The sequence below is a fragment of the Collinsella sp. TF10-11AT genome (genome assembly GCF_003437565.1).
In the GTDB taxonomy this organism is placed as follows: domain Bacteria; phylum Actinomycetota; class Coriobacteriia; order Coriobacteriales; family Coriobacteriaceae; genus Collinsella.
Window position 1 is genome coordinate 110,263 of record NZ_QSQW01000002.1, and the last position, 16,708, is coordinate 126,970.

10 protein-coding genes and 1 pseudogene are annotated in these 16,708 nt (G+C 49.1%); 7 read left to right on the top strand and 4 right to left on the bottom strand.

Annotated features, from left to right (window positions below; translation table 11 throughout):
* The first annotated feature begins 57 nt into the window (after nucleotides 1-57).
* The 4 genes and pseudogenes from DXC99_RS01965 to DXC99_RS01975 all read left to right on the top strand — a co-directional run bounded on the left by DXC99_RS01965 (nucleotide 58) and on the right by DXC99_RS01975 (nucleotide 6,167).
* Nucleotides 58-2,106, top strand: coding sequence for an N-acetylmuramoyl-L-alanine amidase family protein (locus DXC99_RS01965; RefSeq protein WP_147329323.1), 2,049 nt, complete (start codon nucleotides 58-60; stop codon nucleotides 2,104-2,106).
* Nucleotides 2,107-2,563: 457 nt separating this feature from the next.
* A pseudogene (locus DXC99_RS10605) lies at nucleotides 2,564-3,238 on the top strand (glycoside hydrolase family 25 protein); the annotation flags it as partial.
* Between the two features lie 15 nt (nucleotides 3,239-3,253).
* Nucleotides 3,254-4,108, top strand: coding sequence for a hypothetical protein (locus tag DXC99_RS10475; protein ID WP_233505643.1), 855 nt, complete (start codon nucleotides 3,254-3,256; stop codon nucleotides 4,106-4,108).
* Nucleotides 4,109-4,208: 100 nt separating this feature from the next.
* Nucleotides 4,209-6,167, top strand: a complete 1,959-nt coding sequence (locus tag DXC99_RS01975) for a C39 family peptidase (protein WP_117629116.1) — start codon at nucleotides 4,209-4,211, stop codon at nucleotides 6,165-6,167.
* 61 nt (nucleotides 6,168-6,228) lie between these two features.
* Here DXC99_RS01975 and DXC99_RS01980 read toward each other — a convergent pair whose 3' ends face one another.
* Nucleotides 6,229-7,170, bottom strand: coding sequence for a DMT family transporter (locus tag DXC99_RS01980; protein WP_117629118.1), 942 nt, complete (start codon nucleotides 7,168-7,170; stop codon nucleotides 6,229-6,231).
* Between the two features lie 2 nt (nucleotides 7,171-7,172).
* A complete protein-coding gene (locus DXC99_RS01985; RefSeq protein WP_199408842.1) occupies nucleotides 7,173-8,945 on the bottom strand; it encodes a phosphotransferase in 1,773 nt (590 codons plus the stop codon).
* A gap of 165 nt (nucleotides 8,946-9,110) precedes the next feature.
* Here DXC99_RS01985 and DXC99_RS01990 point away from each other — a divergent pair, with 165 nt between their 5' ends.
* The 3 genes from DXC99_RS01990 to DXC99_RS02000 are packed head-to-tail and all read left to right on the top strand — an operon-like array spanning nucleotide 9,111 to nucleotide 13,393.
* Nucleotides 9,111-11,282 carry an NlpC/P60 family protein gene (locus tag DXC99_RS01990; RefSeq protein ID WP_158551597.1) on the top strand — a complete coding sequence of 724 codons (2,172 nt, stop codon included), beginning with the start codon at nucleotides 9,111-9,113 and terminating at the stop codon, nucleotides 11,280-11,282.
* Between the two features lie 42 nt (nucleotides 11,283-11,324).
* Nucleotides 11,325-12,293, top strand: coding sequence for an N-acetylmuramoyl-L-alanine amidase family protein (locus DXC99_RS01995; RefSeq protein WP_117629120.1), 969 nt, complete (start codon nucleotides 11,325-11,327; stop codon nucleotides 12,291-12,293).
* Nucleotides 12,290-13,393, top strand: a complete 1,104-nt coding sequence (locus tag DXC99_RS02000) for a L,D-transpeptidase (RefSeq protein ID WP_118372799.1) — start codon at nucleotides 12,290-12,292, stop codon at nucleotides 13,391-13,393. The genes DXC99_RS01995 and DXC99_RS02000 overlap by 4 nt, the downstream gene beginning before the upstream one ends.
* 893 nt (nucleotides 13,394-14,286) lie before the next feature.
* Here the strand turns inward: DXC99_RS02000 and DXC99_RS02005 are convergent.
* Nucleotides 14,287-15,480 (bottom strand): hypothetical protein, encoded by a 1,194-nt coding sequence (locus DXC99_RS02005; RefSeq protein ID WP_199408843.1) that lies wholly within the window; start codon nucleotides 15,478-15,480, stop codon nucleotides 14,287-14,289.
* Between the two features lie 66 nt (nucleotides 15,481-15,546).
* Nucleotides 15,547-16,560 carry a glycosyltransferase family A protein gene (locus DXC99_RS02010; RefSeq protein WP_117629123.1) on the bottom strand — a complete coding sequence of 338 codons (1,014 nt, stop codon included), beginning with the start codon at nucleotides 16,558-16,560 and terminating at the stop codon, nucleotides 15,547-15,549.
* Nucleotides 16,561-16,708 lie beyond the last annotated feature (148 nt).

Sequence of the window (16,708 nt, forward strand, 5' to 3'; positions counted from 1 at the left end):
CATTACTGAGTTAGTTTTTATTGAGACCCCGTTGCCCTGAGGTGACGGGGTCGCTGCGTGATTGGATACCGTGCTGCTATGAAGAAATGCTCATTCGGGGTGCTGGTCTTTTCCGGCCTTGTTTCTTTGGGGCTCCTTTTGGGTTCGCCCTCGATGTTATACGCCCTTGATTCGAATAACACTGACGAAGGTCCCGCATCTAACGTTACTATTGCTTCTGTCGAGTCAGGCGTTGATGCTCAGCGCGAATCGACCTTCGCCGTTGAGCAGAACTCTCAGGTGGATAATGAGGTCTCTTCTGAGGTTTCGAATCAAATAATTTGGCATCAGGGGTGGATATCGCCCGAAGAGGGGGCTGGTTTTTGGCGTTGGGGCTTGCCCGACGGAACAATTGCTGTTTCTTCTTGGAGACATATAAACGGTAGCTGGTACTGGTTCGACGACGAAGGCCGAATGGCTCAGGATGGATTGGTCCAAGTCGGGGGTGCGACTTATGGATTCTCCTCTTCGGGCGCAATGCGTGTTGGCTGGTACCTAGATTCTACGGGCTCCACTTCTGCTTGGCGTTATTTCTCCGGTTCTGGCGCCATGGTAAAAGGCTGGCTCTCAGATGGGGGTCGTTGGTACTGGCTTGATCATGCAGACGGTTCTATGGCCACCGGGTTGAAAGAATGTAATGGCACCCCTTATATCTTTAACAGTTCAGGGGCCATGCTATCCTCCCAGTGGGCACTTATTGACAACAACTGGTATTACGCTGACTCCAACGGCTTACTGCATGGAGGCTGGTTACTTCTAGGGAATTCTTGGTATTACTTGGATCCAGGAAGCCATATTATGCTCACGGGCTTTGTGCAAGTGGGCTCGTCCACCTATTTCCTTACGAGTTCAGGTGCCATGGCAACGGGCTGGGCACTTGCTGATGGCACTTGGTATTACGCCGCATCAAGCGGAGCTATTCAACGAGGACGATGGATAAAGTCCGGAAGCGCCTGGTATTACCTTGATGATGTATCCGGCGCAATGCGTACTGGTGAATTCGCGGTAGGAAGCACGCGCTATTTTTCTTATGATTCCGGTGCGATGGCATCTTCGTGCTGGATTAATTTGAGCAACGGTATGGCATGGGCGAATTCGTCTGGAGCACTGAGCGAGCCGTTGCCTACTACATCTGATGGATCTCCCGTAGTCGCTGATCGTACCGACTCGTCTTCATTGCCAGGTGTGATTCATATTGGAGACGCGGTTTTCTATGCGGATGCAAACGGCGCCGTCAATGTAGCATCTGGTTGGTTTATGCCGAAAGACGCTTCTGACGAAAGCGGCAATACTTGGTATTACGCATCTTCCAATGGTGTCCTTAAGTCTGGTTGGCAATATGTTAACGGTGCGTGGTATTGGATGGATTCTTCCACGTACAAGATGAAGACCGGATGGCTCAATGACCGCGGCACGTGGTACTGGCTTCAGCCTTCGGGCGCTATGTTTGCTAACGGGTGGCTGAAAATCGATGGCGTCGACTACTACTTCAATGCAAGCGGTGCATGGTTGAATACGTCTGGTTCTGTTTTGGGGGTCAATAGGTCCAGCCTGGTCAATTGGCTTATGAGCCACGAAAACGATGGCTATTACCGTGGAACACGCTACGACACACATCTCAGCCAGGAAACGTGCATGTATCCAAAGGGAGATCCTCGCTGGGATGGGTATACCGGTATGAACTGCGGTGGATTTGTATCACACGCATATATGAAGGCGGGCGGTAATTTAGCTCCCATTGCCGCCGAGCAGAGCCATTCCCCTTGGAGTGGAGGTCCCGGAAGGGGCGGCTGCGTAAACGCTTATCGTTGGTACGGCTACGCTATCGATACGTGCGCGAACGTGACTTATTTCAACTCTATTGATGAGTTGTTACGTAGTGGTTTGGCTCGTAAGGGGGACATTGTGTTCTTCAATCCTTACAACCCATATGCGGACGATAGCCACATTGGCTTTTTCTGGGGCAATTCGCCGAGCGAAAATTTGTTCTGGCATAGTGATGGTTATGGAAATCGCATCTCCGGTTTGACTGCTTTGGGTCCATCGAAAGTAATACTGATTCGTTAGATTTTTGAGTAGTAATGGGGCCTTCCCGGGGCCCCATCTTTTTCGACATTTGGTTTGAGAGCTAATTCGATGCCGTTATTCTATTGGGGAGGTTGAGTTGGGATATTGAACCCTAGTTTCCTCCCTGCTGTTGAGCAGTTGTTTACAGTGCAGCATCGCGTGCAATTTATTTTCCTTCTAGATGGTGTCTTGTTCCGTTGGATGTTCGGAAATCTTTCATAGCCATGCTGTAAGCTAGACGCAATCAAGAGCGAATGACGAGGTTTACATGAACAAACATCTTAAGTTGTTTTCGGCATTGTTGGTGTTGATGCTCCTTGCGCCCGTTTCTATGTTTGTATGCCCTGCGGATGCAGAGGCTGCTCAGACTCTGGTTGAGAATTCTTGGCGTTATGAGGACGGACAATTAGTCGCAGATGATGCTTCTTCCGAAGAAGACGGAATAGCTTTATTGTCTATGGACGCTCTTCCCGATGGGGTTACAGCTCAGGGCATTGACGTCAGCGAGCACCAAGGGCGTATTGATTGGGACGCAGTTAAAGCTTCTGGCATCGATTTCGCTATTCTGCGCGTTGGGTTTGGCGCTCCGTCTTTCCGCGGTCGAGTTGACTATCAATTTAATCGAAATATTTCTGAGTGCGAGCGACTCGGAATTCCCTACGGCGTCTATATCTATTCATATGCTTTTGATAATCAGCAGGCAGCTGATGAGGCATCAATGGTGATCAATTGCCTTTCTGGGCATAATCCAAGATTGCCGGTGTATTACGATCTTGAGGATAACTCGATAATTGCAAATGGACGTCAAACCGGAATTACATCGAGGGCGCAGGTTTTTTGTAATAGGATTTCTGCCGCAGGATATGAGCCTGGTATTTATGCAAATTTAAATTGGTTTAACAACATTTTGACTGACTCTGTTTTTAAGAGTAGCTCTTGGGATCATTGGATTGCTCAATATAACTCGCAATGTGACTATACCGGCAATTACAGTTTTTGGCAGTATAAGAGCAACGGAAAAGTCCCTGGAATCAACGGCAACGTTGATATGAACTACGCGTATGTTGATGTCTCTCTTTATCATTGGCAACTAATTGACAGCACCTGGTATTATGCAGCCTCCAACGGCAAGGCTTATACCGGATGGTTGTTTCAGAGTGGCACGTGGTACTGGCTCGAGCCCGACGCGGGCGGCGCCATGGCTACCGGCCTTCACGAGTGCAACGGCTCCCTGTACTGGTTTAATTCGTCCGGCGCCATGGCGACCGGGTGGGTCCTCGACGGCGGGACCTGGTACTACGCGACGGGCTCCGGCGCGCTGGCGCGCGGCCCCGTATCCGTCGGCGGCGTGCCCTACTGCTTCGACGCCCGGACGGGGGCCATGCTGACGGGCTACCAGACGGACGCGCGGGGCGTCCGCCGCTACTTCGGCAGCTGCGGCCCCCTTAACGGCTGGGGCCTCGTCGACGGCTCCTGGTACTGGTTTGCGAACGGCATCGCCTCGACCGGCTGGCTTTACACCGGCGGTTCCTGGTACTGGCTCGACCCCGACGCGGGCGGTGCCATGGCGACGGGCCTCCATGTGTGTAACGGCGCAGCGTACTGGTTCAACGCCTCCGGCGCCATGGCGACCGGCTGGGTGCTCGACGGCGGGACCTGGTACTACGCGACTGGCTCCGGCGCCCTCGCCTCCGGCTGGCTCAACCTGAACGGTACGTGGTACTGGCTCGACCCCTCGACGCGCGCCATGGCAACGGGCCTGCACGCATGCAACGGCTCTGCGTACTGGTTCAACGCCTCCGGAGCGATGGCGACCGGATGGTTGCTTGACAGCGGAACCTGGTACTACGCGACGGGCTCCGGCGCGCTGGCCTCCGGCTGGGCCTACCTCGGCGGCGCCTGGTACTGGCTTGACCCCTCGACGCACGCTATGACTACGGGTGTTCAAGAAATCGATGGGGTGCAATACTCTTTTGCTAGTAATGGCGCTTGGCTCGGCTAGCAACTCTTCTTTAATTGCTTTTTTCTAATTACATATTGCTCTAAGCTATCCATTTGTAGACTATGTTCATATAAAAATTGGTTACTACTGGGGGCTGCGCATGGCAAGGAAAAAGCGAATATCATTAATCCTAATCATTCTTTCAACTCTACTGCTCGCTGGGCCCGGTGTGGTTGATATCGCGAACGCAGAATCCATAAGCTCCTCCATCCCTACTGATTTTGAGCAGCAATCTGTCTCCTCGACTCTAAATCCTTCCGATTCAATCAATGATGGGTCTGCTCAAGAATCCGTTAAATGTAATCTGGATTGGAATTCGTTTGCCGGGAACTGGTTCTATGTGGATTCAGTTAATCCGGTCTCGCTGCATTCTGGCTGGCTCTATACCAATGGGGCCTGGTATTGGCTCGACCCCTCGACGCATGCCATGGTGACGGGCTTTCACGAGTGCAACGGCTCCCTGTACTGGTTTAATTCGTCCGGCGCCATGGCGACCGGATGGGTGCTCGACGGCGGGACCTGGTACTACGCGACGGGATCCGGCGCGCTGGCGCGCGGCCCCGTATCCGTCGGCGGCGTGCCCTACTGCTTCGACGCCCGGACGGGGGCCATGCTGACGGGCTACCAGACGGACGCGCGGGGCGTCCGCCGCTACTTCGGCAGCTGCGGCCCCCTTAACGGCTGGGGCCTCGTCGACGGCTCCTGGTACTGGTTTGCGAACGGCATCGCCTCGACCGGCTGGCTTTACACCGGCGGTTCCTGGTACTGGCTCGACCCCGACGCGGGCGGTGCCATGGCGACGGGCCTCCATGTGTGTAACGGCGCAGCGTACTGGTTCAACGCCTCCGGCGCCATGGCGACCGGCTGGGTGCTCGACGGCGGGACCTGGTACTACGCGACTGGCTCCGGCGCCCTCGCCTCCGGCTGGCTCAACCTGAACGGTACGTGGTACTGGCTCGATCCCTCGACGCACGCCATGGCAACGGGCGTTCAAACTATTGGATCGTGTGAATACATATTTAATAGTTCCGGCAAGATGATGGCTAATTGCTGGTCAAACGGTGATGGGTCTTGGATGTATCATTCGTTATCCAGCGGTGCAATTGACCTTAAAGGCATCATGACTGATTCGGGAATCCAGCTGATTGACGATGACGGGAATGTTAGAACGGGCTGGATTGAGAGTCAGGGTTCTCGATATTATTGTTCTGCTAATGGGGTAATTCTGACTGGATGGCAGCAAATAGCTGGCTCTTGGTATTACTTTAACTCGGATGGTCGAATGGCGACCGGCTGGCTTAACGATGGCAGCAACTGGTACTGGCTAGATTCCGCTTCTGGCACAATGAAAACGGGATGGCTTTCCCTTGGGGACACATGGTATTACCTTGATGCCGCGCGTGGGGGAGTAATGTTGAGCAACGGTTGGTATTGGATCGGCTCTACTGACTACAAGTTCAGTTCATCCGGCGCAATGGTTGGCGCTTGGGTCGATGTCCCGTGCTATTCGCAGTACCCGGAACTTCCTACTGGCTGTGAGTCGGTTGCCCTTACAAACTTGCTTAACTACTATGGTTTCGGTTTAGGTAAGACGATTATTGCGGATTATTACTTGCCCAAGGGAAGCAACGGCAACTTTGTTACCGCTTTTGATGGCAACCCAAGGCGTAGCAGCGGGGGTCTCATGGGATGCGTCGCCCCTGCGATTACTATTGCTGGTAACAACTTTCTGCGTGCTGCTGGAAGTGGCAAGCAAGCAAAAGACGTCTCTTTCTCGTCAATTTCTTCCATTAAGAACAAACTGACCTGTGGTCAACCTGTTGAGATGTGGAATACCGAGTGGGGAAGTTGGCCAGGAGGCCGTTATGCTGCGCGTTGGTATAACGGGCACTCCTATGGCCTGTGGGGCGGTAATCATGCCGTAGTCCTTAAAGGCTATGATGACGAGCAGGGAATTGTCTATCTTTCGGATTCGATTAACGGCAATGTTACGCGAAATGCCCAGGTGTTCTTTGGCACGTGGCAACAGATGGATAGCCAGGCCGTGGTAATTGAATAGCCATGATGCTAAAAGGGGAGAGCTCGACGAGCTCTCCCCTTTTGCTACATTGTTAATCTGGCTACGCCGTCTTATTACGTCCAAATAGTTCGTCCCAGTTACTGGCTGCCAAAACTGTTCCGCATACAATTACAACGCAGCAGATTACGGATGCCATGTCGGGAATTGTTCCAAGCAAGATCAGGCCAAAGACCACCGACCATGCCGAATAGGAGATATTCAGGGCCATCGCACGCGCTGCTCCGATTGCCGCAATGCCCTTGTAGTAGAACAGATAGGATGCAGTTCCTGCGAGTCCGGCGAGTGCAATAATCAATGTGGGCATGCTCGGGATAGCACCCAGCGTGAAATGCCATGCTCCGAAGAGGGGGAGTACGAGCGCTCCATAAACAAGCGCACTTGTGGTTTCACGGATTTGCAAAGCCGTTTCGTCATCAACGGCATCATCTTTCATTCCCCATGCGCACAGCACCGCTTCTGATCCCCATCCAATAACGGCAAGCACCGCGCCGAGTAAGCCGAGAGGGGCATTTGCAATCTCGCTCGATCCGGCCGATAGATAGCCCATCGTCATTACGCCGCAAAGGGCAACAAGAAGGGAAAGAATCTGACCTTTGCCCATTTTCTCCTTCAGCAGCACGAACGAAAGGAATGCTCCGACTGCGGGATAGAAGGCGGAGATAATTGCCGTGTAGGCTGCTCCGATATTATTAATCGCCAATACGTATCCGGTCATTCCGATAGGTCCACCGAGCAGCGCGCCGGCGATGACGACCTTGCCAGAACGAGTTTTAAGTGCAGCGAGCGTGTCTTTTAATCTGCCTCGAACTCCCATGTACCCAAAGAGCCAGATCGCACAGAAGGCATCATGGAGAAAAGATCCCGCAATGGAGGCGCATGCAAGCGCTTCCGCCGATCCAATATAGGGCGCGAGCGCCAAACCGATTCCAAGAATTACTGTATCAAGGCCCCAAAGAAGGCCGCTAAAAAAGCCGAATTGCATCGTTACTCACCTTTCCGATAGATCTCCAGTGCCTTTTTAAGGTATTTGGCACCGTAATTGAAGTAGATATAGAGCCACTCGCCCACGAAGTCACCTTCGGCTTCTTTCAGAAGAGACCAGAGGTACCAGCACCATCCTGCAAGGGCAATGTGCGCATAGTTATGCGCAACTTCGTTGTTTGTTGCCTTGCGCCCAAAATATGCATCAAGCGCGCGGTCGACTTCATCTTCGGAAAGCTCGCAGCAGACACTGCACGTTCCAAAATCGTTTGCGTAATCGCTCATGCCAGCATATTCCCAGTCAATGAGATAGTACTTGTCGTTCTCATCGATAAGGAAATTGAGGTAAAAGAAGTCATTGTGGCAAAGGCATTTTGGTGCATTATCGGCCTGTACAAAGCGCTCCAATTCATCGATTTCGGCGGACATTTCCCTGTAGCCTGGAATGTCGATGGGACCTTTTTCCAGAAGAAGTGATTCGTAGCGCTTCGCTTCGAGGTAGAAGTCAAATTCGGTTTCGACATTTGCGCCACTCTCGTGAAGCGAACGACACATCTGCATCATTCGATTCATTTGGGCAGCATCATGCGGATCAGGCTGCTTTGCGTTGGGTACAAACTTCGAAATTTTCCAACCACGCTTTGGGTCCTCATGAATGAACGTGTCGTCAAGGCCGAGTTCCTTGGCCTTTTTAAGTGCGGCTACTTCTCCATTTCTGTTAATAAGCAGTTCGGTCCCGACTCCCGGATGGCGGTAAACGTACTCTCCGTCATTGGTTCTAAAGTGGCACGATAGATTCGTAAGACCTTGTTTAAGGGGATAAACGTCGTGAATCTCTGATTTGGAGCAGCCGAGCACTTGCTCGATGTTATCGAAAATATCGGAGTCAACGTTTTCGATAAAATGCGGATCAAAGGCACGCAGTTCATCAAGAGAATCGAATTCGTTGATCTCGCCCTCAGGATACTTCTTGATAACCATATCGAGCTCCTTGATGTGCTCGATATATAGATCTTCCCAAAGCTTGTCCGTTGTTTCGGGCTTGTTATATTCCGTTTCGAGAATCTGCTTAAATGCAAGCGAGAAGGCTTTATCAAAGTAGACATGTCCGAGCATATACCAAGCATCGGAACCGCCAATCGTAACATTGGTGATTCTGTCCATTGCTCCGGTTTGAATGCACCATTCTTTGGTGGCGCCTTCAGCATATTGAGCAGAATAAAATGCTTTCCAAACGTATGCTTCAAACGGATTGTTTAGAAGGTAATCATCGCTTGAACAAATATAGGTGTTGCCAAGCCGCTCTTTTACGCACATAAGCGATGCGTGGTTATTTTTGGATGCATATTCGTTGTTGACGACAATCGAAACGCCGAACTTGCTTTCGAGATAGAAGAAATACTCTTTTTTATAGCCGACAACGACGGTGATATTGCTGATACCTGCGTCTTGCAGCTGCCTAATCTGACGTTCGATGAGAATCTCACCACGTACCTTTAAAAGGCCTTTGGGCTTTTCATACGAAATGGGAGCAAAGCGGCTCGAAAGCCCCGCAGCCAATATCACTGCGTTTTCAACCTTATAGGGGTGAAGTGCTTCGTAACCGCTGTCGGTTAGGCTGTCCGATTCGAGAAGGCCTTCATTCGTAAGCTCTTTATTTGCTGCGTTTACCGATCCAAGTGAGAGGCCAGTGCGCTCGGCAACTTCTCGCTGGCTGGCATATGGGTTCTTTAGGTATTCGTACAGAACAGTAAAGTTACGCTTGGTCAGTTCCACTGCAGGCCTCCAATTAAGATGTTCATTGCTTAGGGAAAGAATAGAATGATTGAACGTTATGTTCAATCTAATATATTTATCTACATAGACTGAACAGACAGTAACGAAAATCAATCCTGGAATGTGGATTAAAATAAATAAATGAGATATCTGGGAGGGTCGCTTATGTATCGATTCGAAAAGAAGGCCACGCTTGTTTGTGCTGCTGCGTCATTAATCACTGCTTGCTGCTTGCCCCTGAGTGCGAATGTCGCGTTTGCACAGGATTCCGTTGAGGCTCATAGTATTGAGTCAAAAGCGGATTTTTCTTCTGTGGTTTCCGATGATTTGCAACCTGATAATTCTTCCGTCATAAAAGATGGCTGGCAACGAGACGAGTCGTCTGGAGTTTGGTATTACGGAAAAAACGGTAAACACCAGACTGGCTGGCTGCAAAGCGGGGGCTATTGGTATTGGCTTGATCCAGCCAATGATGGTGCAATGCAGACAGGTTATTTCAATGTGACCGATGCTGGCGGATCGACTGCTTCGTTTTATGCGAATGACGGCAATGCCGCAACGCCTTTTGGCGCGCTATATCAGAACTGCTGGCTACGTAACTCAGATGGAAATTGGTTTTATGCCAATGCTGGAGGCGATTTAGCTGCTGGTTGGTTTTATCAAGACGGCACATGGTATTACCTGGATCCTGCCACCCATATAATGCAGGTTGGTTTTGTCGACCTCGGGAGCGGGAAATACTACTTAGATGCCACTGGTGCTATGAAAACCGGCTGGATTCTCGTTGACGGGAATTGGTACTGGGCTTATTCATCGGGTGCCCTTGCTTCGTCATGGCAAACGATAGGTGGGGCTCACTATTATTTTGACTCACAGACGTTCATCATGTTTAAGGGTCGTCAAAAGATTGATGGAAGAACCTATATTTTTGGTGACTATGGCCTCGCAAATGGATGGTACAAAGACGGAGCAGATTGGTATTACTGCTCTAACGGTATTGCGGCCACTGGCTGGAAACTCGTTAACGGCGCTTGGTATTATCTCGACCCAGCCTCCGATGGTAAGATGTCCGTTGGGTATTTAGACCTTGGCAATGCAGCTTATTATTTAAAGCCTAACGGGGCTATGGCTGTTGGTTGGGCTCAGGTCGAGGACGGCTGGTATTTCGCCTCCCAATCTGGTGCACTTATTTCTGGCTGGTATAAAGAGGGCACGAGCTGGTATTACCTGGACCCTGTTAGCCATCTCATGAAAACGGGCTTATTTGAGGTGGGCGGCAACGATTGTTTTGCAAACCAGAGCGGTAGGCTTGTGGTTTCAAGCTGGGTTACCGTTAATGACGGCGTCCAAAGATACGCTGATGATAATGGATATCTTTGCAAGGATGTGGTTCGCGAAAACGGCACTATCCTAAAAACCGCTGGAGCTGATGGTTGGCAGGTTGCGTCCGGCTGGGTTAATGTCGCAAATCTAAGGTTTTACGCTGAGCCCGGAACGGGTGCCATTCATCTTGGATGGCTGCAGATTGACGGCGATTGGTATTGGTTTGATGCCGATTCTGGCGTGATGAAGACCGGATGGGTTTTTACTGGTGGTGCATGGTATTACCTAAACGCTGACGGAAAAATGGCAACTGGTTGGAAATGCCTGAATGGAACATGGTATTACCTTGAGTCCAATGGAAGCATGCATGTTGGCTGGCTTAAAGATTCGGGTAAGTGGTATTGGTCAGACGGCAGCGGCGCTATGGCAACGGGGGCAAGGACCATCGATGGCGTTCGTCGAGTTTTCTGGAGCGATGGCCAGTGCGACAAAGTTGGCTGGCAAAATCCAGCCCAGTATCCTCAGGTCAGTTCTTGGACTGTTCAGCTGCCTAGCTATTGCACCGGATACTTTACCTATGTGACCCCTTCTCGCATTTCTGTCGAAGCAACACGGGAAGATTGCGTGAATGCCTTTATTCAGCGTGCCTATGAGTATATCGGTACGCAATATATTGAGCCTTGGTCTACCGCTCCCGGCGGAGCTGTTGATTGCTCTGGTTTTGTCTTGCAGTGCCTTTATGCTACTGGCATGGATATGGGTGTTTACAACCCTTATAACCATCGCTGGGATCCAAGCCAAACCTACAATTCCATGAATTGGTATCGAAGCAATATCTTTATGCCCGTGAGCACGAACTCGATTCAACGCGGCGATGTGATTTATTACCGCGGGCATATTGCGATTGCGCTTGGCGGCGGCTTGATGATTGATTCCTGGCCTCATCAAGGTGTCGGAATTCATCCTATTAGCGCAAGGGGAAATGTAATCGGCGCAGCTCGTCCGTTTATTTAATAGATTCCCTGCAAGACAGTCGGTACCGGTTGGGGGCCTGAAATGAATGCTCGGATTGATCATCGAATTTGCTGGCGAGTAATTGGCTTGATGCTATTTTCCGCCTTACTCTCAGTTACAGCCCCCGCATTTTCTTGCACTGCTTATGCCGTGGAAGAGGGGGCGGATAACGGTGTCGTAGAGCGCGACTCGACAGGAGGGCCGGGAGCATTTGTCGGTGGCGGTTGCTCTCAAGACTCCAGCGATTGTGCCGGCAATACAACGGAAGATTCGAGCCTACAGGTTGTCGAAAGCCATGACCCGTCGACTACAGAACAACTATCTGGATGGCAATGGAACGGTTTGTCCTGGTATTACTATCTAGATGGCTGTCGTTTGACCGGAATGCAGAATATTGACGAGTCGTTGTACTACTTGGACCCCGCTCGTGACGGCGCAATGAGCTGCGGCTGGATTTTTACTGGAAATAAGTGGTATTTCGCGGGTCCGTCAGGCGCTTTAGCAAGTGGCTGGCAGTTTATTGGAGACCAATGGTACTGGTTTGACTCCCTTAACAGCTGTTCTATGGCTACTGGTCGTCGTGTTATTGATGGGCACCCTTATCTTCTTGGAACCTATGGACTGATTAATGGATGGTGCCTTGATAACGGTTTATGGTATTGGGGTAGTAATGGTGAAGTCTTAACCGGCTGGCTTCAAACTGGCAATAACTGGTATTGGCTTGATCCCGCCAATGATGGTGTTATGTCTAGAGGAATCGTTTCTGTCGGTTCGTCTCGTTACTATTTATCGGATTCCGGCGCAATGGCTGTTGGTTGGGCGTTTGATGGGACGGACTGGTATTACGCTGACGGTTCCGGCGCACTTGCATCGGGCTGGCGTTTGGTGAATGGCGTTTGGTATTGGCTCAATGTCGCAAATGACAATAGAATGGCTACCGGCTTTTTGTCATCGGATCCAATCAATATCATTTTTCTTCAATGGGAGCGCTGTCACTCGGCTGGTTTATGAGCGATAGAGACTGGTATTACGCTGAGCCTTCTCATGCGTCGGGCATTGTAAAGACGGGATGGCTGAAGGACAATAGCCATTACTATTATCTCGATCCTGCCGCCGACGGCAAAATGCTGCTAGGTCATTTTTCTGTAAATGGGAAAAGCTATTATGCAAAAGCTTCAGGCGCTGTTGCTTGTCGTGAATGGGTAGATGTCCAGGACTCGGTCCAGGATGAGCCGTCTAAGGCTTTTGCTGGTTCTGATGGCTCATTGTGTGGAGCATTGCGTAGTGGAAAGCTATTTACAACAAACGGTGATGGCGAATTAGCCGAAGCTCACGGTTTTGTGACGCTTGGAGGGTGCAAGTTCTATGCTGATCCAACCGATGGCTCCCCCTGCTCTGGATGGAAGAACGTTAACGGAAAATGGTACTTCTTTGATGAGACCGCTGGCTATGCACGATCTGGCTGGCTGTACAAGGATGGCTCCTGGTTCTATTTGGACCCATCTACCTACGTTATGAAAACCGGCTGGGTTGCCGTTAACGGATCTTGGTATTACCTGAATTCGTCTGGTTACATGCAGACAGGATGGCTCAATCTGGGCGGCATCTGGTATTGGCTTGACGCTAGTGGCGCTATGGCTACTGGCTGGCGAGTTGTCGACGGGACTTGGAATTACTTTATGGCAAACGGCGCGTGGGTGTCAGACTATATGGATGCTAAGGCTCAAAGCTATTCAAGCAATACAAGTTGGCTGATACTTGTCGATACGTCACGTTGCGTTACGAGTATTTACACTGGATCCTGGAATAATTGGTCCTTAAACCGTCGCTATGTATGTTCGACGGGAAAAGCTAGCACGCCAACTGTGATAGGGGAGTATCAAGTCTACGGAAAGGGATACTCCTTTGGGCATGGATATACTTGCTATTATTACACGCAATTCTATGGTGATTATCTGTTCCATTCTTCGCCCTACTACGTTAATAGCAATCGCGTGATGGATCCCACGATGGGTGTTCCATCCTCTGCGGGATGTGTTCGTCTTGAGATTCAGAACGCAAAATGGATTTACTATAATATTCCTTATGGAACAAAGGTTGTTACGTATTGAGTAGTTGGTTGATGTAACTACTTTCGCTTAATTGGCTTAACCGTTCGAGATCAGGTGAAAATCTTATTATGAGAACGTGGCCCTAGCGTCCGTTTAATGAAGGGAATCCGCCCTAGAATCTGATAGATGAACGACAACGCTTTAATTCGACAGAAAGAGTGAAATGTCGGGAAATCGTTATTTCAGTTTTATGAGTGCGGTTTGCTTAGCATTAATTAATATCGTTCCCCTTTTAAGCCCCACGGTTGCCTTCTCATTAAGCGAAGATTGTGTTGTTGAGGGCGTTGATGTCTCTATAGCTCAATCGGGGCAATAGACATTTGTGTCATCGGATGGCAATCGCTTGGCTTTAAATTCAGCTGATTTCAAAGTGTTATCGATTCGTCAACATATGAATATACCGTTGATACGATTTCTCCAGAGGTCTCGGTTTTTGTCATTAACGGGTCTGCGCTGACAAGTGGAATCGATTATGAAGTTATTTATTTGAATAATATTGCGCCTGGTCGTGCTGCTATAAGTGTAAATGGGCTTTGCCGGCGATACTCGGCAACGACGCGGCGGCGCTGCTGGACGCCTATGGCGTGGAGGACGCGGCGCTCGACGATCTCGACCTGACCCCGGGGCTCATAGGGCGGGCGCGCACAGAGAGGGGCGATGTCCCTCTGGCTAGCCTGAAGGCGAAAACGGAATAGACGGACCGACCGTCCGGCTGAGTCTGCTAAGAGGTACCTGGCGGAGGGCGGAACATGGCCACCGGACCTGTCGAAACACATCTCCACTGTTCCTTCAGCTGGGAAAACGGCGCCCCCGCGGCCCGGATGGGGGCTCGGGGGCGTTCGGTAAATGCAGGAGTGAGCTATCAGCTCAATATGTTCGGCTGCAATCGGAAATCAACCGATAATCTCATTCTCTCTCTGTTGCATTTTATGATAATCGCTAACAAAAAACGCTAGCATAAATACTAATGCCAACCCATAGGATAGTGCACCGGTTAAACTCACTCCATTCATTCCTAATTGAGGCACAAGAATGAATGATAAGACGATAGACATTGCAGACGCGGCAATGTTGCCGAAAAAACTTCCTCTAAAATCTCTAATTGACAGAAGCAAATCGTTAAAAAACCAGGCAAAAGCGGTGAAATACGTACAAATTAACACCATACCAAGTAAATTTGTGTACGCAATGATCTTTGACCCGAACAAAATCGCCAGGATCGGGCGCGTAAAAACTAGCAAAAGCACCGATAAGCCAAAAGTAGCCGCGGATATATACACGACTACTTTCTTTAATAACCGAAGCCCTTTCCTTCTATCTTCATTGAATCGGGCTGCAAATTCCCCAAGCAATGGACTATATATATAGCCTGCTCCCATTTGAACAATGGTTGCCGGAGATGCTACCGAAGAATAGATTCCCAATGCCGCTGCTCCAAATGAAGCCGCCAAAGCCTGTTTTGGAATTGTCAGAACAGAGCTACTGCAAATCTGGGCAAGCACGATTGGGGTTAAGGACAACAGCACCTTAATGGATTTGTTTAGATTTAATTTGAGCTTAATTAGCTCAAGTAAGCTTGCCTTCTTTTTGTCATAAAGAAATAAAACCATGATGTTTGCAATCGCTATGACTCCGACAGCAGCTTCAAGCGAATTGGTAACTGAAAGAGCAATTATGAACAAGAGAAGACTGCTGACACCCTGAATAATGTAAGAAATGCCGATGAAATCCATGCGCAGATGCTTTTGGTCAATTGCATGGAATCCTTCAATTAGGTTAACCGCCATTGAATATATTAGATAAAGCACGATAACGGGCAGTGATTGCAAGCTACACGTTATAAGTGAATAAGCAATACCTAAAGCAAACGCTAAGGTGGTGCTTACCAAACGAAGTCCAAGGTACTCGCCAGTTTTTAATTCATTTTGGACGTCCGTTACCTGAATGGTTCGCAATCTAAACTCGGCAACTGGTTGAACAAGGCTTGAAATTGACATGGCTAATGCCAATCCGCCCGCAGCATCAAACCCATGCGAAAAACGGACGACAGCAATTGTTATTAAATAATTGCAGCAAAGTCGAATCACGGATCCAACGGAGTTCCACAACATATTCTGCTTAAGACTGAGTTTACTTGACAATGTTTCCTAGCCTTACCGCTTGAGCCTACGTTTTTCGGTATTTAGCGCTTTTGAGAGAAGCTCACCGAGGATATTTAATCCAAATAAAGAACAAATGATTCTTGCAAATTTAACTCGCGTCTGCGCATCATATTCTAGAATCCATAGATTTTTCCTCAGCTTCGCTATGTAATTAATTCTGTTCTGGTCGGTTTTGGGCATTGAGAAAACATTTGCGACTAACAGCACGAATAAATATGCAACAAAATTATTCGCAACTATAATATTTTGCGAGTTAATTGGTTGGGTCTCGATTGCAGATAGATGTTTATCGATAATGGACTCTATGGAATTCACTACATTCGCACAGTTTGCTTTACTGCTCGTGGATGATGCGGAGTTTCTTCTGTAGACGTAGTAGCTTGAATCAACCCATTTGATTGATTTGGCATAGTAAAGTAGTTTTAACGACCAATCACTGTCTTCATTATGCTTAAGGTTTTCATTGAATTTTAAATTATTGGAGACAACCAGCTGCTTTTTCACGATTTTGCCACTGGCTGATGAATAATAATTATTCTCTTTCAGTAGAGAGAGGACGGCAGTTTTAAAGTCCAGTTCATTAATCGATTTGGATATAGGAACAACCGGAAGATTCAACTTGCCAACGTATTCGATATACTCACCCATTGGCCAAGCAACGATATCAGGCTCATTATTGTTTTGTATTGTTGATTGCAATGCAGCAAAGGCATCGGAGCCTTCAATCCAATCGTCGTTGTCTATAAACATTATGTATGACCCCGATGAGAGCCTTATGCCGTCGTTGCGGGCGGCTGATGCCCCACCGTTCATAGGCCGTCTGTAATATTTGAATCGGTCATCATTTTCAGCATATTCCTTGCAAATTATTTCAGAGGAATCCGTGGAGCCGTCATCTATAAGAAGGGCTTCATAGTCTGTGAAAGATTGATATTTGACTGAATCAAGACAGCGGCGAAGATAATTGGCTGAATTATAAACTGGAATAATAATTGATAAATACATCTACGTCTTTCCACGGTCATTATGGTATACGTTGCTAACAATAGTACCTAACTTTAAATTAGAGTTCACCTGCAGCATGATGCATTTTAAGGGGATATTCTTGATGCATATCTTGCATTCATTCAGAGCACAGCGGTGTAGCGGATGA

Excerpts from the sequence above, each read along its gene's own strand:
- DXC99_RS01975 (WP_117629116.1), top strand. The coding sequence starts at position 4,209 with ATGGCAAGGAAAAAGCGAATATCATTAATCCTAATCATTCTTTCAACT.
- DXC99_RS01980 (WP_117629118.1), bottom strand. The coding sequence starts at position 7,170 with ATGCAATTCGGCTTTTTTAGCGGCCTTCTTTGGGGCCTTGATACAGTA.
- DXC99_RS01990 (WP_158551597.1), top strand. The coding sequence starts at position 9,111 with ATGTATCGATTCGAAAAGAAGGCCACGCTTGTTTGTGCTGCTGCGTCA.
- DXC99_RS01995 (WP_117629120.1), top strand. The coding sequence starts at position 11,325 with ATGAATGCTCGGATTGATCATCGAATTTGCTGGCGAGTAATTGGCTTG.
- DXC99_RS02000 (WP_118372799.1), top strand. The coding sequence starts at position 12,290 with ATGAGCGATAGAGACTGGTATTACGCTGAGCCTTCTCATGCGTCGGGC.
- DXC99_RS02010 (WP_117629123.1), bottom strand. The coding sequence starts at position 16,560 with ATGTATTTATCAATTATTATTCCAGTTTATAATTCAGCCAATTATCTT.